The sequence below is a fragment of the Rhodobacteraceae bacterium S2214 genome (genome assembly GCA_025141675.1).
In the GTDB taxonomy this organism is placed as follows: domain Bacteria; phylum Pseudomonadota; class Alphaproteobacteria; order Rhodobacterales; family Rhodobacteraceae; genus Yoonia.
Window position 1 is genome coordinate 1,549,556 of sequence record CP081161.1, and the last position, 22,195, is coordinate 1,571,750.

A 22,195-nucleotide genomic window follows, 5' to 3' on the forward strand; every position below is an offset into this window, starting at 1 on the left:
CGGGCCATGCGGGCGTGTTGAATAAATGATCAGATGTATTTCGAGAGCTAACGGGATCGGTTCGTTTATGCCAGTCCCCAATGAACATGGCGTTGATGATTGCTGGGATTTTCTATCGTTTGCCCGATTGGACGCAGCGCGGTTGCAGGTTTAGCCCGAGGGCATCTGCAACGCATAGGTTTGCCCGCGTTTAACGAAGTTCAGCGCGCTATCGCCGATCGCTGTCACGCGGCCACCGTCAAGGTTACTGCCGACCTCAACTTTGACGTAGCGCCCGCTTCCCAAACGGATCAAAGCCCGCCGATTGCCCGGACGTCCGTAGACGCCGATCAGGTTCATATCGCGCAACCGGATCGCGTTCGACACGGTCGCGGCTTGCGCAACGGTGGCAGTCGTTGGTCCAGACGCGCGGGCAGGTGCGGTGGCGACGGGTGCTGCAGGGACGGCCGCTGCTGCAGTTGCTGCGGCGGCGTTGCGTTGTTGCTGACGTGCTGCCAGCGTTTGGGCGGATGCGACGACGCTGCTGAAATTACGTGGCCGCGAATCTGGGCGCGGTGACGCGACAATGGCGTTGCGGGTCGGGTTGACGATTTGGCTGGGCGGGGCGGCCGCCGCGATGGACGCAACGATTGAGCTGATATCGGGGTTTTCTGGTACGACTTCTGGCGCTATTTCTTCTGCGACGACGGGATCTTCTTCGACAACAGGGGGCGCGAGATCGGCAGGGCGCACGGACGGGCGCAGACCAGCAAGAGCGGGATCAGCAAACGGTTCAGGTGGTGGTGGCGGGACCAAGCCATCAGGACGCAATGACGGGCGGAACGATGCAAGTGCAGGATCGTTGCCCAGTAAATCACCGTCTTCGCGGGTGGCGTCTGGTGGCGCCGATCCCGGACGCAGCGGCGGTGTCAGGGCAGGGCGACCTGCGATAACGACCGTGCCGTCAGCGGCTTCGTCAATTTCGGGGGATGTGGTGTTTTCGCTTTCGTCGGCTTCGGGCGCAGAAATTTCGGGATCGACGCCGGCCGTTTCGATCTCTGGGGTCGTTGCCTGATCATCCGCTAGCTCTGCGACGTCAGTGTCTGTTTCAGGCTGGGCAGCCTCGTCCGTTTCCGAAACTGGGTTAGTGGTTTCAGTATCTGCTGTGTCCGCATCCGCAACATCTGTTTCAGTCGCATCATCATCGTCGGCAGGTACAACGGCGGCGGCTGGTGTGACTTCCGGCGTGGGCCGTAACGGTGGCGTAATCGCGGGTTTGCGACCGTAAATCCAGACGCCTGTTGGAAGGATCGTTCCGTTCGCAGCCGCGAGGATAAATCCGTTTTCGTCGCGTTGGACATTGCGGTCCGGCGCGGTCGGATTGATCGGCGCGAGAATTGTGCGGTCCGGTGCCGCGACCGCGCGGTCGGGGCCTGCAGGCTGCGTATTTGGCGTGATGGCAGGTAGTGTCGCAATGGCAACGAGACCGTCTAGGGTGCCTGCCTGTGCTTCATCAGGGAGCCGTGGGGCGCGTTGCCAAACGCCTGTTGCGGCGTAGATGCGCGCGGCCTCTGATGGGCTGAGCACAGTTCCCGGTGGTGTCGTGAAAACAGGCTGGGCGGCGGGTTCCGGCGTTGCGGGCGCGTCTTCCGTCGGTGTTACGGCCGCGACATCAACAATCGCGGGGGCCGCAACGACGACAGGCGGTGTTTCGTCCACGTCCGCAACCGTTGGCGTCTTGAAGAGGCCCGCGATCCCGTTTTCCATTCGGCTGCTGGCCCACATGGCCGCAATCACCATGAACGCCAAAAGGGCGGCCGTCATGATCAGGCCGAGGTGCTTGGGCTTGCCGCCCACCGCGGCAGCACCAGCCTTTTTGCCTTTGGTCCCGCCCAATGCCAAGTCGGCCTTGCTAGGAGGCGCGGCTTGTGGACGTTTGATCATCGCGAGAAGCGGTGCAATTGGATTTGAACGCGGTTCTTTCGGTGCGGTCACAGCCGCTCTGTCCGCAGGGCGGGCCGCCACGGGTGCCACCACTGGAACGGGCGCTGCGGGCGTTTCATCAGTGGCCTTCAGCGGCTTTGGAATCGCTGGCGCATCTGGTTCTGAGGTTGAAACGTCATCGGCTTTATTCTTAGTCCCGCTGCGGGCAAAGAATGCGATGGGGCTTTTATCAGGATTAGGTGGTGTCGCAGGGCGCGATTGCTCGCCCGTTTTAGCGTCCGGTGCGGCTAAAGCTGGCGGTTCAGGCGTCGGGTCCGGTACGCGACGCGCTCCGGTTATTTCGACGGCCCGGCTGCGGCTGGCGAAAACGGGTTCTTCGGTTTCGGCGTCCGCGGTTTCTGTGTCGGGCGTCGTTTCCGGTTGGTCGTCGGTTTTCTCTGGAGACGGGACGTCGTCTTCGGGCGCGGGCGTTTCTGCCTTTGGCGGGGCTTTCCGGTCACGGCTGAAAACGGGTTCTGCTTCGGCTTCAACAGCGTCAGTTTCGGTTGTTTCGGCATTCAGATCTGGTTGATCTGATGGTTCGTCGGTTGTGGAGGCTGCGACGTCGTCATCTTTCGCATCCGGCGTGTCGGGCTCGTCGATCGGCAGTTCTGCTTGCGCAGGTTCGGGGTCTTCGGATGGCGCTGGCTCGGGATTTGCCGGGCTTGGCGTTTTCATGAAACCGGGCAGCGTGCCGACGCTTGTCAACACCGCAGGGCTATCGTCGCGGGTGATTTCCACGTCAGGCCCGACCACGCTGACGCAATGCTTCGTCGGTCCAAAGAAGACTTCGGTGCTGAATGTCAGCGGCTCTGCCACAGCGACAAAAGTCATCGGTTCGAAACCGTGTTCCTTTGCGAAAGCTTCCGCTTCTTCAAGGGTTTGACGTGCGACGGCTGCGATTTGTGTGCGGCCACCAGTCCGTTCGAAATCGATCACGAGTTCATTCAGCGGGATCGGTGTTTCCTGATCAATCGCGCCGTGAATATCCTCGAGCGACGTGCGGGTCGTATCGATTTCGATGTATTTGATCTGGTCGTTCGGCAGCAGCAGTTTTGTCCGCAACCCGTCTGGTTCAAGACCCAAAGCGGTGTCGCGCAAGGCCATCATTTCGCTTGCAAGATCAGGCGCTTCTAATGACACCTCTCCGGCCAGCGCCCAGCCGTCCGCTACGCGGTGCAGCAGGCGAATTCCTTCGAAGGAGAGTGAAAGCGCGAAATTTGGCGTCATATGAAAGTCTTAACAGGTTCACAACATACGCGAGAAGGGGAATTATCCCGCCCGCGCTATCTATCGCGAAATTCCGCCAAATCCAAGTGCGGGGCCTAGCCGCGCCAAGGAATGCGGTATCAAATACGTCCAAGGGGTGAATGAAACCCTAATTTGGAGAGGATTTTCCATGCGTGGATTGATGTATGTTGTGGCGGCAATGCTGCTGGTTGTTGGATTTTCGGGGCATGCGAGCGCCCAAGAACGCCCCCTGATCACGGTGGTGGGCCATGGAACAGTGACTGCAAAACCGGATATTTTGCGGATCATGATTGGTGTCGTCGCGCACGCGGATCAGGCCAGTGAAGCGGTTCGCGAAATGAGCGATGATTTGTCCCAAGTCCTGGCCGTGATGTCCGACGAAGGTCTGCCGCCCGCTGATATACAGACCAGCAGTCTGCGGTTGTCTGAACGGTACAGCAACAATCGCGAATACGACGAACCGCCAAAAGTGATCGGTTTTACCGCGCAATCCAACGTCACGGTCATTGTGCGCGATCTGGATCGGGCTGGGGGCATTCTGGATCGGTTGGTGTCTGAAGGTGCCAATCAGATCAGTGGCTTACAGTTCGATGTTGAAGATAAAGCGCCGTTGCTTGAACAAGCGCGGATTGCCGCGGTTGCTGATGCGATTTCCAAGACAGCGCTTTATGCCGACGCGGCGAACGTGAAGCCGGGTGCGATCATTTCGATCTCTGAGGCGTCCGGCGGTGGCGGGTTTGAGCGTGGTCAAGTTATGGCAATGGCCGAAGCGCGGAGCGTGCCGATTGCGGCTGGTACATTGGATGTCACTGCACAAATCACGGTCGTGACAGCCATCGAATAGCCAGCCCCGCACGATACGGGACTGGCTATTGGGTTAGGCAGTGGCTTTGGCCAGTGCCTGATCCAGATCGGCGATGATATCGTTTGCGTCTTCGATCCCGATAGACAGACGAACGATCCCCGGCCCTGCACCAGCTGCTTCTTGCTGTTCAGCCGTTAGCTGGCGGTGTGTGGTCGACGCGGAGTGGATGATCAAAGACCGCGCATCACCCAAGTTGGCGACGTGGCTGAATATTTCGAGCGAATCGACAAGCTTGATACAGGCGTCGTAGCCGCCTTTGACCGCTACCGTGAACAATGCGCCGGCACCACGTGGGCAGATCTTTTCGACAAGATGCTGATATGGCGATGATTTCAGACCCGCATAGGTCACGTAATCCACGCGCGGATCGTTTTCGAGCCACGTCGCGACCTTCATCGCGTTTTCAACGTGACGCTCCATCCGCAAGGAAAGCGTTTCGATCCCCATCAGCGTATAGTGCGCGGCTTGCGGGTTCATCGTCATGCCAAGATCACGTAGACCAATGGCGATGCCATGGAAGGTAAACGCCAGCGGGCCGAACGTTTCCGAGAATTTCAAGCCGTGGTAAGCTGGCTCTGGTTGGCTGAGCGACGGGAATTTGTCGTTTGCGGCCCAGTCGAATTTACCAGAATCGACAACGCAGCCGCCGGTCACAGTGCCGTTGCCTGTCAGGTACTTCGTCGTTGAATGCACGACCAGCGTTGCACCATGTTCGATCGGGCGGCACAGGTACGGTGTCGCTGTGGTGTTATCGACGATCAGCGGAATGCCTGCATCGTCGGCCACGTTAGCAATCGCACGCAGGTCAGTGATATGACCGCCGGGGTTGGCAATCGCTTCGCAGAAAATCGCGCGCGTATTGTCGTCAATGGCAGCAGCGACAGCCTTTGGATCATCCATATCCACGAATGTCGCGGACCAGCCGAAACGTTTGATGGTTTGGCTGAACTGGGTGATCGTGCCACCGTATAGGCGGGACGATGCGACGATGTTCAGACCCGGCCCCATAATCGGGAACAGCGCCATCAACTGGGCAGCGTGACCGGATGAACAGCAAACGCCGCCAACACCGCCTTCAAGGGTCGCGATACGTTCTTGCAGTGCGGCCACAGTCGGGTTTGTCAGACGCGAATAGATGTAGCCAACTTCTTGCAGGTTAAACAATGCGGCTGCGTGGTCGGCGTCGCGAAACACGTAGGCAGTTGTTTGATAGATAGGCACTTGGCGGGCACCGGTCGCCGGATCAGGGCGTGCGCCTGCGTGAATTTGTAGTGTGTCAAAGCCGTAGGTTGGGCCGTCGGTCATGGTTCTCTCCCCTAAATCATGTTGTGTTCACCTAATCGTGAAATGTACGATTTCGCAACGGCACCCGGCAAAGAAGGACCAAATTATGCCTCATCCATTTCACTTGGCGTTCCATGTTCTGGATTTAGATGAGGCCCGAGAATTCTATTCTGGCGCTTTGGGGGCGGTCGAGGGGCGGTCAACAGACACATGGGTCGATTTCGATTTCTTCGGGCACCAATTGTCACTGCATCTGGGCGAACCCTTTGCCAACGCTGCGACGGGTAAGGTCGGCGATCATCTGGTGCCGATGCCGCATTTCGGAATCGTCTTGCCGTTAGGTGAATGGACGGCATTGGCGGGGCGGTTGGAAGAGCGGCAAACCGATTTCATCATTGCTCCCTCGGTTCGCTTTAAGAGTGAACCGGGGGAACAATGGACGATGTTCTTTCGGGACCCGTCAGGTAATCCTATTGAAATCAAAGGCTTTGCTGACAGGTCAGGTCTGTTCGCGGGCGAGCATTAATGCGTAATCACGGACGTCTTTTGGCCACGAAGCGATCTTCGTGGCGAACCCCATCCAGTCGTTAGCAAATAAGCACCGCGACGCTTCTTCAAAGTCCGGCAGATCGCCGCCGATTGATGAGATGAATGCATAGGTTGTTGTCTGTCGCGTATGATCGGATCGGCTGCCTGCTGATCGTTGTATTTCGGCGTCGACCAAGCGGCGCAGGACAGCAGATGCACCGCCTTTCTGACCAGCAAGCCAGTCCCAATGACGTGGCAAAAGGGTAATTTCGCGGGCCTTGACGCCTAGCTTGGGACGGCCACGTGATGGGGGCGGGGCGTCGCGCAAATCAACGTCGCGCACCTGTCCAGTCAAATCATCATAAATCAATAGGTTTACACCGCGCGGCATGGCTTCGCGCTGTGCGGCAATCATCGCAGCCATATCGCCGTTGGCAACAACGGCATGATGGTCGAATGCAGTATAAGTGGTCATTTCAAGTCTCCCTGAAATGTCTTTTATTATCCGGATTTAATTGAGTCAATATAATCCGGGTTTAATTCTTTTGGTCATAAATATCTCGGGGGTTTGGGGGCTGGCCCCCATGCAGCAGTGCAGCGCGCGCAACGCATGACTGCGGACCGCATCGCGGCGTCCGTCTAAAGCTAAATATAGATTGCGGCGCAGCCGCGCCTTCAGGTCAAACTATCGGACCCAGAATCCAGCAGACTTAATCTTGTTGCGGATTTGCTGTTCTTTGCGGGGCAGGTTGTTGCGGTCAAACATGGCCCGTACTTTGTGGCCCCGTTTTTGGAAGACCATCCGTTTATAGGGCTCGTATTGCTTGAGCAGCTTCTTGATCTTGTTAGGGGCGGCAACGGCTTCCATCACTTCAACCGCGTGATCGCTTTCGCGTGCATAGAACAGCGGTAACAGGCGGTAGTGGCAGGTCGCATCGCCATCGAGGCCGTCCAATTCCGGACCCGGTCTCCCGCCGCCAAAGGAATGGATCACCAAGGGCAATACGACTTGGTCCAGCCATGGGTCCAGCGACTGGACTTCTAACTGTTTTGGCGCGTCATCACGCACCGTAAGCGCATATTCCAGGAACCTGTCGCCGAAAGCTTTTGCATCCGCCCCGAAGAACCAGCCTGCGTTGAAATACATGTACCGCTGCCAGTATTCGTCCGGTTGTGACAGATCGAGGCTGCTTTCGAAATCGAGCCCGAATTTGTCGTAAAGCGATTTCCAGATCGCGGTGTAGCCATCCCAATACAACTCTTCTTGCGGCCATGTACCTTCGCGCTTCATCGACGCGGCGGGACGATCAAAATCGAACGTGATTTGCATCAGATCGCCTGTGACCAAGGTGTCTGTGTCGAAGAACACAAACGGTTCGCCCGCAGGCATGGCTTGCAGGCCTTCGATTTTGTTGCCGTAGGGATAGGATTGCCCGAAATGGCGGCTTTCAAACGGCCGGACTTCTGCGCCCAGTTCGATTAAACGCGCACGCACATCGTCGCTGATCCGTGGGTCGTGGTCCCATTTGTCGCCCGGTTGTGGTTCGACGACGATCATCTTACCTGCGAAATCGGGCGTCATCGCGCGCAGCGAGGCCACAAATAACAGCGCTTCATATTCTAGCCGTCCGGATTGCCCGACGATCATGATATTGAATGGCTGGCCTGATGCCTGTGACTGCGCCATAATAAACCTACACTTCTGCGTCTTTCGATCTTCTTAGCCTAGAACGCAGATGTGGGACAGCCTGATGATTGGGCGGTAAAGAACGAATGAGGTAGTGTGATGTTTGGACTTGTTTTGCCTTATGTGATCGGGCTTGCCATCGGGATTGAGCCCAATGCGCCAGCTGACGTGGCCACCAGTCTTTTGCCACCGGTTCTGGAGGACGGGTCAGGCGATGATGCGGCCTTGCGTGAACCCGAGCCACAAGTACCGACGGGCCAATTCACCACGGCCGTAGAGGTCAAACCCATTCTGGGCATGACCAAAACGAATTGGGTCGCTGTGCGTGCATACGAAGGGCAGGATCTGCTCTACTTTTCGCATCTCTTGGCGTGGCGCTGTGGCCTATGGGACATTCGTTATGGGGTGAACGGCGCGCCTGCGGACACGGTTGTCGCGATGGAGCCGTGCCATGATGACACCGCCCAACCCAATAGCCTGACCGATGTGATCAACTTTCCAATTTACGCAACATTGCCGCTCGATTCCGTTGAAAGCGTTTATATAGAGATCGTGTTTGACGACGGCACGACCGACTTTGCCCAGTTCGACAGGTCCGAAATTTTGATCCCCTAAGCGTAAATGTGGCTTCTTGTGCCGCTTCTTGGCTTTTGCATGCGTCTGCGCCTGTTAGACAGCTGAATGACCAAAAGAGCGGGAAATCAAAAAGCGATGCGTAGGATGCGACCAAATCACGTGAAACGGCCACATGGTTGATATTTGGTCGGGCATTGCATCCGCGTTCTGGTTGATCGTGGGTTTGGACGCTGAGCTGCTTGAAATCAGCCTGCTGTCCCTGCGTGTTAGCCTGACAGCTGTTGCGATTGCTTGTCTGATCGCGATGCCCTTTGGTGCGTTTCTGGCTGTGCAACGGTTCCGCTATCGGCGTTTGCTGATTTCGGTGATCAACGCGCTGATGGGATTGCCACCCGTTGTTGTGGGGTTGGTGGTTTATATTTTGCTGTCCCGATCCGGCCCGTTTGGTGTGTTTGGGTTGCTGTTCACGCCGTCCGCCATGATCATCGCGCAGGTGATCATTATCACCCCTTTGATCGCATCCATTACCCATCAGTCGATGCGCGATCTGTGGGCCGAATATCATGATTTGCTGATTTCGATGAACGCGACAAAGGCGCAGCGCATTCGGACTTTGCTTTGGGACGGGCGTCGTAATTTGCTGACTGCCGCGCTCGCTGGTTTTGGTCGTGCAATCGGTGAAGTGGGCGCGATTATGATTGTCGGTGGCAATATTGATCACGCGACGCGGGTTTTGACGACGGCGATTGCGCTTGAGACGGGGAAGGGTGATTTTGCTTTGGCGCTTGGATTGGGCTTTGTCCTGATCGGATTGGCACTGGCCGTCAATATCGCGATCCATTGGCTGTCTGGCACGGAAAGGGATCGTCGATGGTAGCTGAGATGTTTCCTTTAACCCTTCAGGGGGCAGAGGTCCGGCGGCGTGGGACGCGTTTGCTGGGACCGGTTGATCTGTCGCTGCCGCGTGGTGGTTTCACTGCGATTATCGGGCCGAATGGGGCTGGCAAGACGACGCTGCTGCGGATCATGCATGGGGTCGAACGGATCAGTGCGGGATCGGCGGATTGGGCGATTGAACAGGCCGCAGCACGCGCGCGCCAAGCTTATGTGTTTCAACAACCGATCATGTTGCGGCGCAGTGTGGCCGAAAACCTTGCCTATCCGTTGCGGCTTATTGGCACTGAACAGGCCGCGCGTGACCGATTGGTTGCAGAATGGGCCGACCGCATTGGCCTGACCGCGTCTTTGCAAACGCAAGCGACGCGATTGTCTGGTGGGGAGCGGCAGAAACTGGCGTTGGGGCGTGCGTTGATCCGCGATCCGGATGTTTTGTTCTTGGACGAACCCTGCGCTAATCTGGACGGTCCGGCGACACGCGAGATCGAGGCGTTGTTGCAGGCGACCCATGCTGCGGGCAAGACGATCTTTTTGGTCACGCATGACATGGGGCAAGTCCGGCGGTTAGCGACAGATGTTATGTTGCTGGTCGGCGGGCGCGTCGTAGAAATGGGCGGACGTGATGCAATGATGTCGTCGCCGCAAACACCTGAATTAATTGGATTTCTAAACGGAGAAATACTGACATGATCCGCAAAGCTTTGACGGCTGCATTTATTGCATTGATGTCCCCTGCGGCGCAGGCCGAAGTCGTGAAATTGGCTGTGACAACGTCGTTTGAAAACTCTGGTCTGGCCGACGTTTTGTTGCCGGCGATCTACGATGCGCTTGATATTGAAGTGCAGCTTTTGGTTGTGGGAACGGGACAGGCTTTGCGGTTGGGGCAGGCGGGCGATGTCGACGCCGTTTTGGTCCATGCGAAGGCTGCCGAAGAAGCATTTGTGGCCGAAGGCCATACGACGCATCGTCGGGAAATCATGTACAATGATTTCGTGGTGATTGGCCCGAGCTCTGATCCTGCGGCCGCGTCAGATGCGGCCACCGCGACGGCCGCCCTGGCCGCGATCGCACAGACGCAAGCGCCGTTTGTCAGTCGGGGGGACGACAGCGGGACCCATAAGGCCGAACAGGGGTTATGGGCTGAGGCAGGGTTGTCCGTGGCTGATTTTGGCGATTGGTATCAGGAAGTAGGCGCTGGCATGGGGGCGGCACTGAATACGGCATCCGGCCTGAATGCCTATACATTGTCGGATCGCGGCAGTTGGATCAAGTTTGGCAACAAGGGCGATCTTGCCCTGTTGTTCGAAGGGGATCCGGCGTTGTTCAATCAATATAGTTTCCTGCCGATCCGCCCCAGCAAATTTGATCATATTCCGGCGGCTGCCATCGCTGAACTTGAGAACTGGTTGACGGGTGAAGAGGCGGCGCAGCTGATCAATGGATATAGAGTAGATGGTCAGCAGTTATTCACGTTTAACGCGAAAGCACCGTAACGTTGGAGTGCGCTTATGCCCAAAACTATCACGCTGACACATCATTACGATCATCCGCCGCAAGCTGTTTGGGATGTCGCGACCGATTTTGACGCATTTGTTGAAGCGACGAAGCGGCTTGTGTCGTTCGACGGTTTACCGACGGAGCCTATGTTTGAAGGCCAAAAGATCGATGTGACGTTCCGCCTGTTTGGGAAGCTGCCGCCGCAGCCTTACCACATGGAATTGGTCGTCTTTGATCCCGAAGCGCACCGTTTTGAAAGCCACGAATATGGTGGTGCGGTGAAGTCGTGGAATCATACGTTGACTGTCACAGAAACGGCGACAGGATCGGTCCTGACCGACCGTGTTGAGATTGATGCCGGATGGATGACACCCATTTATGCAGCTTACGGGCGGTTTATGTACCGCCAGCGGCATCCTGTCAGAGTGCGGTTGTTGGCGGCTTCAGCCCTTGACCGCGCCGTCGCTGAGACCTGAAACGAGATATTTCTGCGCGATCAGGAAAACCACTGTGATCGGCAATCCTGACAGAATTGCAGCAGCTGCGAAGTCGCCCCAGAGGTATTGGAATTCGTTCAGGTAAAGCCGCGATCCGACAGCAAGGGTCATTTGAGATTCTGACCGGATTAGCACGGACGCAATGGGATAGTCGTTGATGAAGCCGATAAAGGCCAGAACGAAGACGACGGACATGATGGGCACAGCAAGCGGCAAAAAGATGAAACGGAAAGTTTGCCAAGGGGTGGCGCCGTCGATCATCGCCGCTTTGTCGAGGGCTGTGTCGATGCTGTCGAAATAGCCTTTGATTGTCCAGATATGCAGGGTCACGCCGGACATGTAGATTAACACCAGTGATAGATGGCTGTTCAGGCCGAGCAGGGGGCTTACCTCGCCTAGTGCGTCGAAGATTGCGTAGATCGCGACGAGCGCGAGCGTTGTCGGGAACATCTGGATCAGGAAGAGCCCGTCGAGCATGGCCGCCTTGCCTTTGATCCGGATGCGGCTGAAGGCATAGGCCGAGATCGTGGCGATCATCAGAACGCCGAAGCCCGCGATCAGGCCGATTTTGATTGAATTCCACATCCACAAAAGGACGGGATAGGGTGGTGAAACGACTGTGCCGTCTGCGCGCGTATAGTCAAACCCGAAGGCCAGCACCCAGTGTTCGAGGGTCGGGTTTTGCGGGATGATGGAGCCTACTGCGAAGTTGCCTTCGCGGAACGAAATCGACAGGACCATCACGAAGGGGAACAGGATCAGCGCCAGAAAACACAGCATGAAACCATGCGCTAGGATTTTCTTGATGCGGCGCTGGCGGGGGTGTTCAACGATCATGCTGTGGCTCCGGTTTGGCGGTGTGACGCGCGTGCAAGCACGACGCCCCACCCGCCATCCCGCAGGTTTGCGGGGTGGTATAGGTGTATTTCATCGGCCCGCTCTTTTCGCGGCCGCTTTGCGCATTGCGACGAAATTGGCGTAGGAAATCGCTGCGACGACGAGGAAGATCAGCAGTGTGATTGCCCCCGCAAGACCAAATTGTTGGCCTGCATTGTCGAACGCCAACCGGTAGGTGAAGGACGCAAGGATGTCGGTTTCGCCCGCCGGAATGATCGTGCCAGGAATGTCGGGCAGGCCGCGTGTCAACAAAAACACCAGCACCATGTTGTTGAAGTTAAACGCAAATGACGCGATTAGCAGTGGCAAAAAGGGTGGAATGATTTGCGGCAGGGTGATCGTGAAGAAGACCCGCAACGCTGACGCGCCTTCGAGCGCCGCTGCTTTTTTGTGATCTTCCGGCACCGATTGCAGGAAGCCCATCGCGAGGAGCATCATGTAGGGGTAGCCGAGCCAAGTGTTGACGATGACCAGCATCGCCCGCGCCAGATTGCCGTCCGTGAACCACCGCGGTTCGATGCCGAATAGGCCGTTGAGGATCAGGTTAATTTCGCCGTTGTTCTGGTTGAACAACCCTTTGAACACGAGGATCGAGATGAAGGCCGGCACCGCGTAGGGCAGAATTAACAGAACGCGGTAGATGGCTTTGAAACGCAAGTGTTCCCACTGCAGGATCACAGCCAGCGTCAGCCCAATCGCAAAGGTCAGAACGACGGATAAGATCGCGAAAACGAATGTCCAGATGAAGATCGACACCATTGGTTCGCGGATGCCTTCGGAGGTTGCGATCCGTTCGAAATTGTCTGTGCCGATGTTGACGCGCCAACCCGGTGGGACTTGATCGCCATTCTGGTCCACGAAGAAACCCGTTTCGTGGTCTGCCGTCAAAACAGACCCGTCGCTTTTGGTCAGCGTGTCGGGGCCAGTCTGCACATAGTCGGGGGTGACTGTGGCGAAGGTGCGCAGGCCCGCGTTTTCAATGGTGCTGCCGTCTGGTGTGATCAACGACAGGGCCTGCAAGCCTGTCCGCAGTTTGATCGCGTCGCGCCGTTCAAGCAGGGTTTGCGGTGCATCGGCTGGGACAAGGTTTGCGGTTTGCGTGTCTTGCAGCGTGACCGGATCGGATAACAATCCGCTGTCTGGTAGCCAAATTCGGTAGCTATCGCCGTCGGGTGCGACGGCGAAGGGTTGTTCTGTGGACGTATCGGTGCTGCCGCGCGATGTCAGGACTTCGATGGTTCGTTCGTATGTCAGAAGGTTAAAAGACGAATAGTTCGTGAAGCCGATGTAGATCGTGTAAATCACGGGGAATGCGATGAAAATCAGGACGGCGGCAATGCCCGGAAAGATAAACCTGCTGCCATAGAACCGCGTTGCCCCGAAGATGATCGCAAAGCCTGTCGCCAGCGCCAAAAGGATCGCCCCGAACAGAGGTTGCCCGATTTGGTAAAGGTAGAAAGACCCATAGAGCAACACCAGCGACGCGCACACGACGACCGCAAGGCGCGGCCAGTCGCGCGTTGAAGCCGAGGGATGTGTTTCGGTCATGGTGCTCATCTATTGCTCCTCCCAAAGCAGGGGCGGCGCGAACGCCGCCCCGTTTGATTTATTCGCCCAAGATGCGGGATGCCGCGTCGTTCAATGCGTCGGCTGGGGACGCTGCGCCTGTCGTGATGTTCGTCAAAGCAGGTGCCATGGCTGCCCAGAATGCGCCCATTTCCGGATTGGATGGCATAGGCACGCCATTTGCCGCAACGCTGAGCATACCAGACACAAGCGGGTTGTTCTGTGCTTCGGCGGCGGATGCATCAGCCAATGCGCCCAGACCATTTTTCGCGTTCCACGTTGCCAGTCCTTCGTCCGTGGCAAGATAGTTTTCGATCAGTTCAACCGCGAGATCCGCATTTGGGGACGCCGCGTTGATGCCCAATGCCTGCACGCCGAGGAAAGGTGGGGATACTTCGCCGTTGACGGTCGGGATCGGTGCCACTGCGAAGTTCAGGCCTGATGCTTCAAACCCTGCCCATGACCACGGACCGTTCAGGACCATTGCGACTTCGCCGTTGTTCATCGCGCCGTCCATGACGCCGTAGTCCACGCCTTGTGGCATGACGCCATCGTCGAAGAGCGACTTGAGCACTTCCGCACCCGCAACTGCGCCGTCGGTGTTCACGCCTGTCGCTGACCCGTCATAGCTGCCGTCGACCTTTTGGAACGCATAACCGCCACCAGCCATGAGCATCGGCATCGTGAAGTATGTGTTGTTGTAGTCCCAAAGGATCTTTGCGCCGTCCAGTTCGAGGTCTTTGATTTCTTCAAAGGACGCAGGCGGTGTTTCGATCAGGTCGGTGTTGTAGATCAAGGTCACGGCCTCGACCGCCAATGGGTAACCCCATGTTTTACCGTCAAATTGCATAGCGCCCATGGCCGCTGGCAGGATGTCTTCGGACCAACTGGCGGATGGTTGCACGGGGCTGATTAGCCCGCCGTTTGCCCATTCGCCGAAACGGTCGTGCGCCCATAGAACGATGTCCGGGCCATCGCCGGTTGCGGCGGCTTGCTGGTATTTCTGGGGCAGGTCTGGATCGACAACTTCAACGATAACTTCGATGCCGAGGTCTTCGGTGAAGCCTGCGGTTGCTTCTAAAAGCGCGTCGCGGTCGCGGTTTGCGCCTGTCCAGATGACGATTTTGCCATCTTCAAACGCATAGGCCGGTGCTGCTGTTGCAAGCAAAAGTGCCGTGATTGATAGGGTCTTTTTCATGGTCTCTCCTCCCAGAGATTAGGTGTTAGAAATTGTGAGCGGCAGGTCGCCGTCGTGCGTCAGGAATGCAAAACCATTGCCCGGCAAGGACAGGTTGCTGCCATTGTACGTTGCATTGTTTGGTCCGATCATGGTGGCACCCGCTGGCACCGTGATGTTCTGCGGATCAGTCGAAAGATTGAACACGCATGTCATGTTTTGTGTGCCGGTTGACCGCGTGAATGCGAGGATTGGTTCGGATAGCTGCTGGAATTGCGTCTTGCCGTGGCGCAGCGCGTCGGACGCTTTGCGGAAGGCGATGACGTCTTTGTAGAAGGCCAAGATGCTATCTGGCCCTTGTTGATCGACGGCTTTCGCGGCTTGCGGCGGTTTGACGGGTAGCCACGGTTTTCCAGTGGAAAATCCTGCGTTTGGTGCGTCTTTTTCCCAAACCATTGGCGTCCGGCAGCCATCGCGGCCTTTGATCCCGGGCCAATAACGCAGCGCGGGCGGATCTGTCAGTTCTTCGTAAACCAGTTCGGTTTCGGTCAATCCTAGTTCTTCGCCTTGGTAGATCCCGATTGTGCCTTCGAACGACATCAGCATCGCGGCTGTGAGACGGGCAAAGGTGTCGGTGTCGACAGCGTGGTCGGCCCAGCGGGTGACATGGCGAAACACGTCGTGATTGCTGAACGACCAGTAAGGGTGGCCGTCTGGCGCGCCTTGTTGAAAACCTTCGACGCAGGATCGCAGGTGGTCGGCTGTGAATGTGTCGCTGAGCATAGCGAAACTGTACGCCATATGCAGCAGGCCCGACCCGGCGGTGTATTCGCCCATAATGCGGGTCGCGCGATTGCCGCCTTCGCCGACTTCACCAACCATCATGATATCGTCGTATTGATCGGTCAGCGCGCGAAGTTTGCGTAGGAAATCAAGGTTCTCTGGCCGCGTTTTGTTGTAGATATTGTCTTGCATCCCGTACAGATCGGTCGCCATGACCTGTGGGGCGGCCTGTGCTGCGGGATTGCTGCGCAAATCCTGATCGTGGAAATAGTAATTGACCGTGTCCAACCGGAAACCGTCCAAGCCGCGATCAAGCCAAAACTTGCACGTTTCCAGAATGGCGTCGATCACGTCGGGGTTGTGAAAGTTAAGATCTGGTTGCTCAATCAGAAAGTTGTGCAGGTAGTACTGACCGCGCTGCGGATCGAATTCCCACGCGGGCCCGCCGAAATGGCTATGCCAATTTGTCGGCGGGGACCCATCGGGAAGGGGATCTGCCCAAACATACCAATCTGCCTTGGCATTGTCGCGCGAGATCCGGGATTCACGGAACCATTCATGCAGATTCGACGTATGTGACAGAACCTGATCGGTGATGACTTTCAGCCCAAGTTTATGCGCGGTTTCGATCAAGTGATCGAATTCTTCGAGCGTGCCAAACAGTGGGTCAATCGCCGTGTAATCAGAGATGTCATACCCCATGTCTTTTTGTGGCGACATGAAGATCGGGGACAGCCAGACGGCGTCCGCGCCTAGTGTCGCGATGTGGGGTAGCCTGCGGGTAATGCCTGCTAGATCGCCAACGCCGTCACCGTTGTCGTCCTGAAAGGAGCGGGGGTAAATTTGATACACCACCGCATCACGCCACCATTCTCGCATCGTCGTCATCCCTTTTTGATTCGAGGAGACCGTATCAGGTGGTTTCAGAAATTCAAAACGTTTTAAATTGGCATTATGGCTATACAAATGGGAATATATTGGTATTTTGGCGGAGTCATTTTAATCGCTTTGAGGTGTCCATTGTGGCGACGCTAAAGGAAATCAGTGCTGAGTTGGGGTTGTCCGTTGCGACGGTCAGTCGTGCCCTGAACGGATTTCCAGAGGTCAACGTCAAGACGCGGACTAAGGTTCAAGAAACGGCTGCGCGGCTGGGTTACAAGCCGAACAGAGTGGCGCAACGGCTCGTGACAGGGCGATCCGGCATGGTCGGAATGATCGTGAAGATCAAACCGGATATGAGTGCTGATCAGACGTTTTTCGAAATCCTGACGGGACTGACCGCCGCGCTTTCTGCGCATGATGTCGACTTGGTGCTTGCGGTTGATCAGGGCGGCGATCCAGTGAAGCCATACGAGAAAATGCTTGAGCGCGATATCTTGGACGGCTTCATTCTGAACGCATCTGCGCCGAACGATCCGCGTGTCGATTTCCTGCTTAAGATGGGCATTCCGTTTGTTTTGCACGGGCAGGATCGTGTCGATCCCCGGTATCCATTTTATGACATCGACAATAGGGCGGTGTCGGCCGATGGCGTGAATATGTTAGAGGCGTTGGGTCACCGCGCGATTGCGCTTATCAACGGTGGGTTGCATCACGCCTTTGCGGTGGAACGTCTTGCTGGGTTCGAAGAAGCGATGACATCGCGTGGTCTGGAGGTCGTTGTTGAAAACGGCGCTGTTCTTGAAACGCATGGCTATATGGCTGCGCTGAACATGCTGAACGGGGCTACGCCGCCGACCGCGTTCATGTGTGCGTCGACCGTTGTTGCAGATGGTGTCATTCGGGCAATCCGCGATCGCGGACTGCGTGTGCCAGAGGATGTGTCGGTCATGGCGCACGACGACGCGTTGCCATTGACTCGCGCGATTAACTTTGACCCTGCCTTAACAGTGACGCGCGCGCCCTTGCGCGATGCATGTGGTCCGCTGGCGGATATCCTAACGGACCATTTGCAAGGTAAACCCTTGAAAGAATGCCAAGTTCTGGTGAAAGCCGAACTGATTGTGCGCGGCTCCACGGGGCCTGCGCCGAAGGAGAAATCATGTTAGATGCCACCACACCTGCCGCGCTTGCGATCCAAGGTCTGAAAAAAGCTTATGGCGCCGTCGAAGTCCTGCACGACATTGATGTGACGATGGCCGAACGCGAGTTTCTTGTTCTGGTTGGCCCATCCGGCTGTGGGAAATCGACGCTGCTGAATTGCATCGCGGGGCTTGAGGAAATTACAGGCGGCGATCTGCTGATTGGCGGGCGCAACGTGACGGACGTGCCGCCCAAAGACCGTGATATCGCGATGGTTTTCCAATCATATGCGCTTTATCCGACGATGACGGTTGGCGAGAATATCGGCTTTGGGATGCGTATTCGGAAGGTGGCGAAGGCCACGATGGATGCGCGGATCAATGAGGTCGCGGCGCTTTTGCAGATTGATCATTTGCTTGATCGTTTGCCGTCACAGCTGTCTGGTGGTCAACGGCAGCGGGTCGCGATGGGGCGAGCGTTGGTGCGCGATCCGAAGCTATTTCTGTTTGATGAACCGCTGTCTAATCTAGATGCGAAGCTGCGCGTTGAGATGCGGGCAGAGATCAAGCGGCTGCACAAAACCACAAATGCGAGCATTGTGTATGTGACGCATGATCAGATCGAGGCCATGACATTGGCGACGCGCATTGTCGTTCTAAAGGACGGGTTTGTGCAGCAAATTGGGACACCGCAAGAGATTTACGACACGCCTGCAAATACATTTGTTGCGGACTTCATGGGTTCACCGCCAATGAATTTGGTCCCTGCGACAGTAAATGCGGCAGGGGTGCAGGTCGGCGAAACGGTCTTGGGCGCTGACACAACCGATCTGCCGGAAAAGGTGATCCTTGGAATTCGGCCAGAGCATTTTCAGATCGCGACAGGCACGCCGGATCTAACGGTGACGCCGACCTTGATCGAAAATACCGGCGCGGAATGCTACCTTAATTTTATGATCAACGGCGTGCAGGGCACCGCACGTTTGCCCGGACGATTGGACGAGGCGGATTTGTCGCCGCGGGGGCTTCAGATTGCACCTGGTGCGATGTGCTTTTTCGATACGACGACATCTGAACGCATCGCGCGATAGGGCTTCTACGCCGATGTGATGCGAAGCTAGTTGCGAATGCTTCTCATTAACGCTATCTCAATTCTGAGTTTACTTGGATTGAGGCGATACATCGTGACCATGCGACTTTTGACGACCACGTGTTTGGCGACGCTGCTGGCAACCGGGGCCCATGCGGATCGCCTAAAAGTAGTGACGACCTTCACCGTTCTGGCCGACATGGTGCAGAACGTGGCGGGGGATGCGGCGGACGTCGTTTCGATCACCAAACCGGGGGCTGAAATCCACGGGTACGAGCCGACACCGCAGGATTTGGTCCGCGCCATTGACGCTGATTTGATCCTTTGGAACGGGCTGAACCTAGAGTTATGGTTCGAACAGTTCTTGGCGAATTTGGGCGAAAAACCGTCTGTGACGTTAACGGACGGGATTGATCCGATTTCGATTGCAGAAGGTGCCTACGAAGGCAAAGCCAACCCGCATGCGTGGATGGGGTTGGATAATGCGCTGATCTACATCGATAATATCGAAGCGGCTTTGGCTGAATATGATCCGGAAAATGCGGACGTCTATACCGAGAATGCGGATGTATATCGAACAGCTTTGCAGGACACGATTGCGCCGCTACGCGAACAGATTGCGCAAATTCCCGAGGAAGAGCGTTGGCTTGTTACCTGCGAAGGTGCGTTTAGCTATCTGGCCCGCGATTTCGGGATGAAGGAATTGTATTTGTGGCCGATGAACGCCGATGCGATTGGCACGCCGCAACAAGTGCGCGGTGTCATCGATGGTGTCCGTGACAACGATATTCCGGTCGTTTTCTGCGAAAGCACGGTGAATACATCACCTGCGGAACAAGTCGCGCGCGAGACGGGGTCGACTTTTGGCGGCGTGCTTTATGTTGATAGCTTAAGCGCAGAGGGCGGGCCGGTGCCGACCTACCTTGATCTGTTGCGTGTGACATCTGAAACAATCGTGGCTGGCCTCAATGCTGATGAAGACTGACACCGCTGATGGGATTTTCGCGCAAGACGTGACGGTGACCTATCGCAACGGACACACAGCGCTTCATGACGCGAGTTTCGAAATTCCGCGCGGGACGATCACCGCTTTGGTCGGGGTGAACGGGGCAGGCAAGTCTACGTTATTCAAGGCCATTATGGGTTTCGTGCCCGCCGCGAAGGGCGAAATCAAGCTGCTTGGTAAATCGGTGAAGCAAGCGCTGCGTGAAAATCTGATCGCCTATGTCCCGCAATCTGAAGAAGTCGATTGGGCCTTTCCCGTGCTGGTCGAAGACGTCGTGATGATGGGTCGTTATGGCCATATGGGGTTCATGCGGCGGCCACGCGCAAAGGACCGTGCGGCTGTTGAGGATGCGTTGCGGCGCGTGAATATGTTGGAGTATCGCCACCGCCAGATCGGTGAATTGTCCGGCGGTCAGCGCAAACGCGTATTTTTGGCGCGGTCATTGGCCCAAGACGGGCAGGTCATTTTGTTGGATGAACCGTTCACTGGTGTGGACGTCAAAACCGAGGATCAGATCGTCGCTTTGCTGCGTGAATTGCGGGATGAGGGACGGGTGATGCTGGTCTCTACCCATAACCTTGGGTCTGTTCCGCAGTTTTGTGACCGCACCGTTCTGGTGAAAGGCACTGTGCTGGCCCATGGCCTGACTGAAGATGTTTTCACCCACGATAATTTGGAAACGGCGTTTGGCGGCGTGCTGCGGCGGTTCACCATTGGTGGCGCTGATCTGCATGACGATGATGATACCCGCGAGGTCAGTATTATCACCGATGATGAACGTCCTTTCGTGCAGTATGGCGAACGCCCTTCCGAGGATGAAAGGCCGTGATCGACGCGCTGCTACTGCCCTTTAGTTATTCCTACATGTTCAACGCGATGTGGGTATCTGCGCTTGTAGGCGGCGTTTGCGCATTTTTGTCTGCGTATTTGATGTTGAAAGGCTGGTCGTTGATCGGAGATGCGCTGAGTCATTCCGTCGTTCCCGGCGTTGCGGGGGCTTACATGCTGGGCCTACCGTTCGCACTTGGCGCATTCATTTCCGGCGGGTTGGCCGCCGTTGCGATGCTGTTTTTGTCGGGCCGGTCGGGGCTGAAAATTGATGTGATCATCGGGATTATCTTCACGTCGTTCTTTGGCTTGGGCCTTTTCATGATTTCGCTCAATCCGGTGGCCGTGAATATCCAGACGATCATCATGGGTAATATTCTGGCGATTACGCCGGGTGATACGCTGCAACTGGCTGTGATCGGTTTCGTCTGCTTGGCGGTGTTGCTGCTGAAATGGAAAGACCTGATGGTCACCTTCTTTGACGAAAATCATGCGCGCACGATTGGGTTGCGACCTGATCTGTTGAAGGCGATGTTTTTTGTATTGCTGTCCGCCGCAATCGTGGCTGCAATGATGACCGTCGGCGCGTTCCTTGTGATCGCGATGGTCGTCACACCGGGGGCGACGGCCTATCTGCTGTGCGACCGTTTCCCGCGTCTGATCATGGTGTCGGTTGCGATTGGAACGATCACGAGTTTCGTCGGCGCATACATCAGTTTCTTTCTTGATGGAGCCACTGGCGGCGTCATTGTTTGCCTGCAAACGCTGATCTTTCTGTTGGTTTTCGTCTATGCGCCGAAACATGGGATGCTTGCCGGACGACGCAAAGCCGCGGCTGCGTTGAAAGGGGGGGCTGTCTGATGGACTATTGGTTACTGCCTTTTCAGTTTCCCTTTATGCACAATGCGTTCTGGATCACTTTGTTGATTGCGCCGCCGACTGCTTTGCTGTCGTGTTTTCTGGTGATGAAGGGTTGGGCCTTGATGGGCGACGCCGTAAGCCACGCCGTTTTGCCAGGCGTCGTTTTGGCGTGGATGACGGGGATACCGTTGATTGTCGGGGCGTTTGCAGCGGGCATGTCTTGCGCTTTGCTGACCGGATATCTGGCCGAAAACAGTCGTGTGAAACAGGACACCGTCATGGGTGTTGTGTTTTCTGGCATGTTTGGCTTGGGCATTATTTTATATACGTCGATCACGACCAACGAACATTTGGATCATATTCTGTTCGGGAATATGCTGGGGATCGGGTCTGAGGATTTGTGGACCGCTGGCACGATTGCCGTCGGCGTCTGTGCTTTTCTACTGCTGAAATGGCGGGACTTGGAATTGCATGCGTTTGACCCTGTTCAAGCCAAAGCAAGTGGCCTGTCGGTGAACCTGCTGCACTATGGATTGTTGGTTGCGCTGTCGCTGTCCATTGTCGCGACCCTATCAGCGACGGGGCTGATCCTTGCCGTTGCCCTACTGATCACGCCGGGCGCGATTGCGTTTTTGGTTGTCCGCAGTTTTGGTCACATGCTGGTCGTATCGGTGATGGTGTGCCTGTTTTCGATGTTGGCTGGTACTTACGCGAGCTTTTTCCTTGATAGTGCACCCGCCGCGACGATCGTGTTGGTCCTGACGGCTTTGTTCGTGGCGGCCTTCGTTTACCGTTTGCGCGTGACGTACAAAACATCGCGCAGTGCGGGGTGAGATCACGGATGCGTGTTTGTCCTTGGTGACATAGTCACCGTCATTCTGGTTGGGATTTGCCATGATTGGGCGAACGCAACACAGGAGAT

21 protein-coding genes are annotated in these 22,195 nt (G+C 56.3%); 13 read left to right on the forward strand and 8 right to left on the reverse strand.

The features are described from left to right. Positions 1-150: 150 nt before the first annotated feature. Positions 151-3,192: a hypothetical protein gene (locus K3729_07750; protein ID UWR00651.1), complete on the reverse strand. Its 3,042-nt coding sequence runs from the start codon at positions 3,190-3,192 to the stop codon at positions 151-153. A gap of 169 nt (positions 3,193-3,361) precedes the next feature. Between K3729_07750 and K3729_07755 the strand changes: the two genes are divergently transcribed. Beyond that, on the forward strand, positions 3,362-4,057 hold the full coding sequence (locus tag K3729_07755) for an SIMPL domain-containing protein (protein UWR00652.1): 696 nt from the start codon (positions 3,362-3,364) through the stop codon (positions 4,055-4,057). Between the two features lie 33 nt (positions 4,058-4,090). Here K3729_07755 and K3729_07760 read toward each other — a convergent pair whose 3' ends face one another. Then, the gene (locus K3729_07760; protein ID UWR00653.1) at positions 4,091-5,383 is read right to left on the reverse strand and encodes an O-acetylhomoserine aminocarboxypropyltransferase/cysteine synthase; all 1,293 of its coding nucleotides are present in this window, start codon (positions 5,381-5,383) and stop codon (positions 4,091-4,093) included. 85 nt (positions 5,384-5,468) lie between these two features. Between K3729_07760 and K3729_07765 the strand changes: the two genes are divergently transcribed. Continuing rightward, complete coding sequence (locus K3729_07765; protein ID UWR00654.1) at positions 5,469-5,888, forward strand: dioxygenase; 420 nt, start codon at positions 5,469-5,471, stop codon at positions 5,886-5,888. Here K3729_07765 and K3729_07770 read toward each other — a convergent pair. Continuing rightward, positions 5,862-6,365, reverse strand: a complete 504-nt coding sequence (locus K3729_07770; protein UWR00655.1) for a DUF2239 family protein — start codon at positions 6,363-6,365, stop codon at positions 5,862-5,864. The two genes, K3729_07765 and K3729_07770, sit on opposite strands and share 27 nt — an antisense overlap. 210 nt (positions 6,366-6,575) lie before the next feature. Next, complete coding sequence (locus tag K3729_07775) at positions 6,576-7,577, reverse strand: hypothetical protein (protein ID UWR00656.1); 1,002 nt, start codon at positions 7,575-7,577, stop codon at positions 6,576-6,578. 99 nt (positions 7,578-7,676) lie between these two features. Here K3729_07775 and K3729_07780 point away from each other — a divergent pair, with 99 nt between their 5' ends. The 5 genes from K3729_07780 (at position 7,677) to K3729_07800 (ending at position 11,023) form a co-directional block, all read left to right on the forward strand. Beyond that, a complete protein-coding gene (locus tag K3729_07780; protein ID UWR00657.1) occupies positions 7,677-8,192 on the forward strand; it encodes a hypothetical protein in 516 nt (171 codons plus the stop codon). Between the two features lie 133 nt (positions 8,193-8,325). Continuing rightward, positions 8,326-9,030 carry an ABC transporter permease gene (locus K3729_07785; protein ID UWR00658.1) on the forward strand — a complete coding sequence of 235 codons (705 nt, stop codon included), beginning with the start codon at positions 8,326-8,328 and terminating at the stop codon, positions 9,028-9,030. Beyond that, on the forward strand, positions 9,024-9,740 hold the full coding sequence (locus K3729_07790; protein UWR00659.1) for an ATP-binding cassette domain-containing protein: 717 nt from the start codon (positions 9,024-9,026) through the stop codon (positions 9,738-9,740). The genes K3729_07785 and K3729_07790 overlap by 7 nt, the downstream gene beginning before the upstream one ends. Then, positions 9,737-10,543 (forward strand): substrate-binding domain-containing protein, encoded by an 807-nt coding sequence (locus K3729_07795; protein UWR00660.1) that lies wholly within the window; start codon positions 9,737-9,739, stop codon positions 10,541-10,543. The genes K3729_07790 and K3729_07795 overlap by 4 nt, the downstream gene beginning before the upstream one ends. A gap of 15 nt (positions 10,544-10,558) precedes the next feature. Continuing rightward, positions 10,559-11,023 carry an SRPBCC family protein gene (locus K3729_07800; protein UWR00661.1) on the forward strand — a complete coding sequence of 155 codons (465 nt, stop codon included), beginning with the start codon at positions 10,559-10,561 and terminating at the stop codon, positions 11,021-11,023. Here the strand turns inward: K3729_07800 and malG are convergent. The 4 genes from malG to K3729_07820 all read right to left on the reverse strand — a co-directional run bounded on the left by malG (position 10,991) and on the right by K3729_07820 (position 16,346). Then, on the reverse strand, positions 10,991-11,881 hold the full coding sequence (malG, locus tag K3729_07805; GenBank protein ID UWR00662.1) for a maltose ABC transporter permease MalG: 891 nt from the start codon (positions 11,879-11,881) through the stop codon (positions 10,991-10,993). The two genes, K3729_07800 and malG, sit on opposite strands and share 33 nt — an antisense overlap. Positions 11,882-11,971: 90 nt before the next feature. Further along, positions 11,972-13,498, reverse strand: a complete 1,527-nt coding sequence (gene malF, locus K3729_07810) for a maltose ABC transporter permease MalF (GenBank protein ID UWR00663.1) — start codon at positions 13,496-13,498, stop codon at positions 11,972-11,974. A 49-nt stretch (positions 13,499-13,547) separates the two neighbouring features. Next, entirely contained in the window at positions 13,548-14,705 is a 1,158-nt protein-coding gene (gene malE / locus K3729_07815) for a maltose/maltodextrin ABC transporter substrate-binding protein MalE (protein UWR00664.1), read from the reverse strand. 18 nt (positions 14,706-14,723) lie between these two features. Further along, positions 14,724-16,346 (reverse strand): alpha-glucosidase family protein, encoded by a 1,623-nt coding sequence (locus K3729_07820; protein UWR00665.1) that lies wholly within the window; start codon positions 16,344-16,346, stop codon positions 14,724-14,726. Between the two features lie 143 nt (positions 16,347-16,489). On the opposite strand from K3729_07820, the gene K3729_07825 reads away from it, so the two are divergent. The 6 genes from K3729_07825 (at position 16,490) to K3729_07850 (ending at position 22,106) form a co-directional block, all read left to right on the forward strand. Beyond that, the gene (locus K3729_07825; protein UWR00666.1) at positions 16,490-17,515 is read left to right on the forward strand and encodes a substrate-binding domain-containing protein; all 1,026 of its coding nucleotides are present in this window, start codon (positions 16,490-16,492) and stop codon (positions 17,513-17,515) included. Continuing rightward, complete coding sequence (ugpC, locus tag K3729_07830; GenBank protein ID UWR00667.1) at positions 17,509-18,579, forward strand: sn-glycerol-3-phosphate ABC transporter ATP-binding protein UgpC; 1,071 nt, start codon at positions 17,509-17,511, stop codon at positions 18,577-18,579. The genes K3729_07825 and ugpC overlap by 7 nt, the downstream gene beginning before the upstream one ends. A gap of 99 nt (positions 18,580-18,678) precedes the next feature. Next, positions 18,679-19,563 carry a metal ABC transporter substrate-binding protein gene (locus K3729_07835; GenBank protein ID UWR00984.1) on the forward strand — a complete coding sequence of 295 codons (885 nt, stop codon included), beginning with the start codon at positions 18,679-18,681 and terminating at the stop codon, positions 19,561-19,563. Continuing rightward, complete coding sequence (locus K3729_07840) at positions 19,553-20,413, forward strand: manganese/iron ABC transporter ATP-binding protein (protein UWR00983.1); 861 nt, start codon at positions 19,553-19,555, stop codon at positions 20,411-20,413. The genes K3729_07835 and K3729_07840 overlap by 11 nt, the downstream gene beginning before the upstream one ends. Further along, the gene (locus K3729_07845; GenBank protein UWR00985.1) at positions 20,413-21,273 is read left to right on the forward strand and encodes a metal ABC transporter permease; all 861 of its coding nucleotides are present in this window, start codon (positions 20,413-20,415) and stop codon (positions 21,271-21,273) included. Before K3729_07840 ends, K3729_07845 begins: the two co-directional genes overlap by 1 nt. After that, complete coding sequence (locus tag K3729_07850; GenBank protein ID UWR00668.1) at positions 21,273-22,106, forward strand: metal ABC transporter permease; 834 nt, start codon at positions 21,273-21,275, stop codon at positions 22,104-22,106. The genes K3729_07845 and K3729_07850 overlap by 1 nt, the downstream gene beginning before the upstream one ends. Positions 22,107-22,195 lie beyond the last annotated feature (89 nt).

Excerpts from the sequence above, each read along its gene's own strand:
- K3729_07750 (UWR00651.1), bottom strand. The coding sequence starts at position 3,192 with ATGACGCCAAATTTCGCGCTTTCACTCTCCTTCGAAGGAATTCGCCTG.
- K3729_07755 (UWR00652.1), top strand. The coding sequence starts at position 3,362 with ATGCGTGGATTGATGTATGTTGTGGCGGCAATGCTGCTGGTTGTTGGA.
- K3729_07760 (UWR00653.1), bottom strand. The coding sequence starts at position 5,383 with ATGACCGACGGCCCAACCTACGGCTTTGACACACTACAAATTCACGCA.
- K3729_07765 (UWR00654.1), top strand. The coding sequence starts at position 5,469 with ATGCCTCATCCATTTCACTTGGCGTTCCATGTTCTGGATTTAGATGAG.
- K3729_07770 (UWR00655.1), bottom strand. The coding sequence starts at position 6,365 with ATGACCACTTATACTGCATTCGACCATCATGCCGTTGTTGCCAACGGC.
- K3729_07775 (UWR00656.1), bottom strand. The coding sequence starts at position 7,577 with ATGGCGCAGTCACAGGCATCAGGCCAGCCATTCAATATCATGATCGTC.
- K3729_07780 (UWR00657.1), top strand. The coding sequence starts at position 7,677 with ATGTTTGGACTTGTTTTGCCTTATGTGATCGGGCTTGCCATCGGGATT.
- K3729_07785 (UWR00658.1), top strand. The coding sequence starts at position 8,326 with ATGGTTGATATTTGGTCGGGCATTGCATCCGCGTTCTGGTTGATCGTG.
- K3729_07790 (UWR00659.1), top strand. The coding sequence starts at position 9,024 with ATGGTAGCTGAGATGTTTCCTTTAACCCTTCAGGGGGCAGAGGTCCGG.
- K3729_07795 (UWR00660.1), top strand. The coding sequence starts at position 9,737 with ATGATCCGCAAAGCTTTGACGGCTGCATTTATTGCATTGATGTCCCCT.
- K3729_07800 (UWR00661.1), top strand. The coding sequence starts at position 10,559 with ATGCCCAAAACTATCACGCTGACACATCATTACGATCATCCGCCGCAA.
- malG (UWR00662.1), bottom strand. The coding sequence starts at position 11,881 with ATGATCGTTGAACACCCCCGCCAGCGCCGCATCAAGAAAATCCTAGCG.
- malF (UWR00663.1), bottom strand. The coding sequence starts at position 13,498 with ATGAGCACCATGACCGAAACACATCCCTCGGCTTCAACGCGCGACTGG.
- malE (UWR00664.1), bottom strand. The coding sequence starts at position 14,705 with ATGAAAAAGACCCTATCAATCACGGCACTTTTGCTTGCAACAGCAGCA.
- K3729_07820 (UWR00665.1), bottom strand. The coding sequence starts at position 16,346 with ATGCGAGAATGGTGGCGTGATGCGGTGGTGTATCAAATTTACCCCCGC.
- ugpC (UWR00667.1), top strand. The coding sequence starts at position 17,509 with ATGTTAGATGCCACCACACCTGCCGCGCTTGCGATCCAAGGTCTGAAA.
- K3729_07835 (UWR00984.1), top strand. The coding sequence starts at position 18,679 with ATGCGACTTTTGACGACCACGTGTTTGGCGACGCTGCTGGCAACCGGG.
- K3729_07840 (UWR00983.1), top strand. The coding sequence starts at position 19,553 with ATGAAGACTGACACCGCTGATGGGATTTTCGCGCAAGACGTGACGGTG.
- K3729_07850 (UWR00668.1), top strand. The coding sequence starts at position 21,273 with ATGGACTATTGGTTACTGCCTTTTCAGTTTCCCTTTATGCACAATGCG.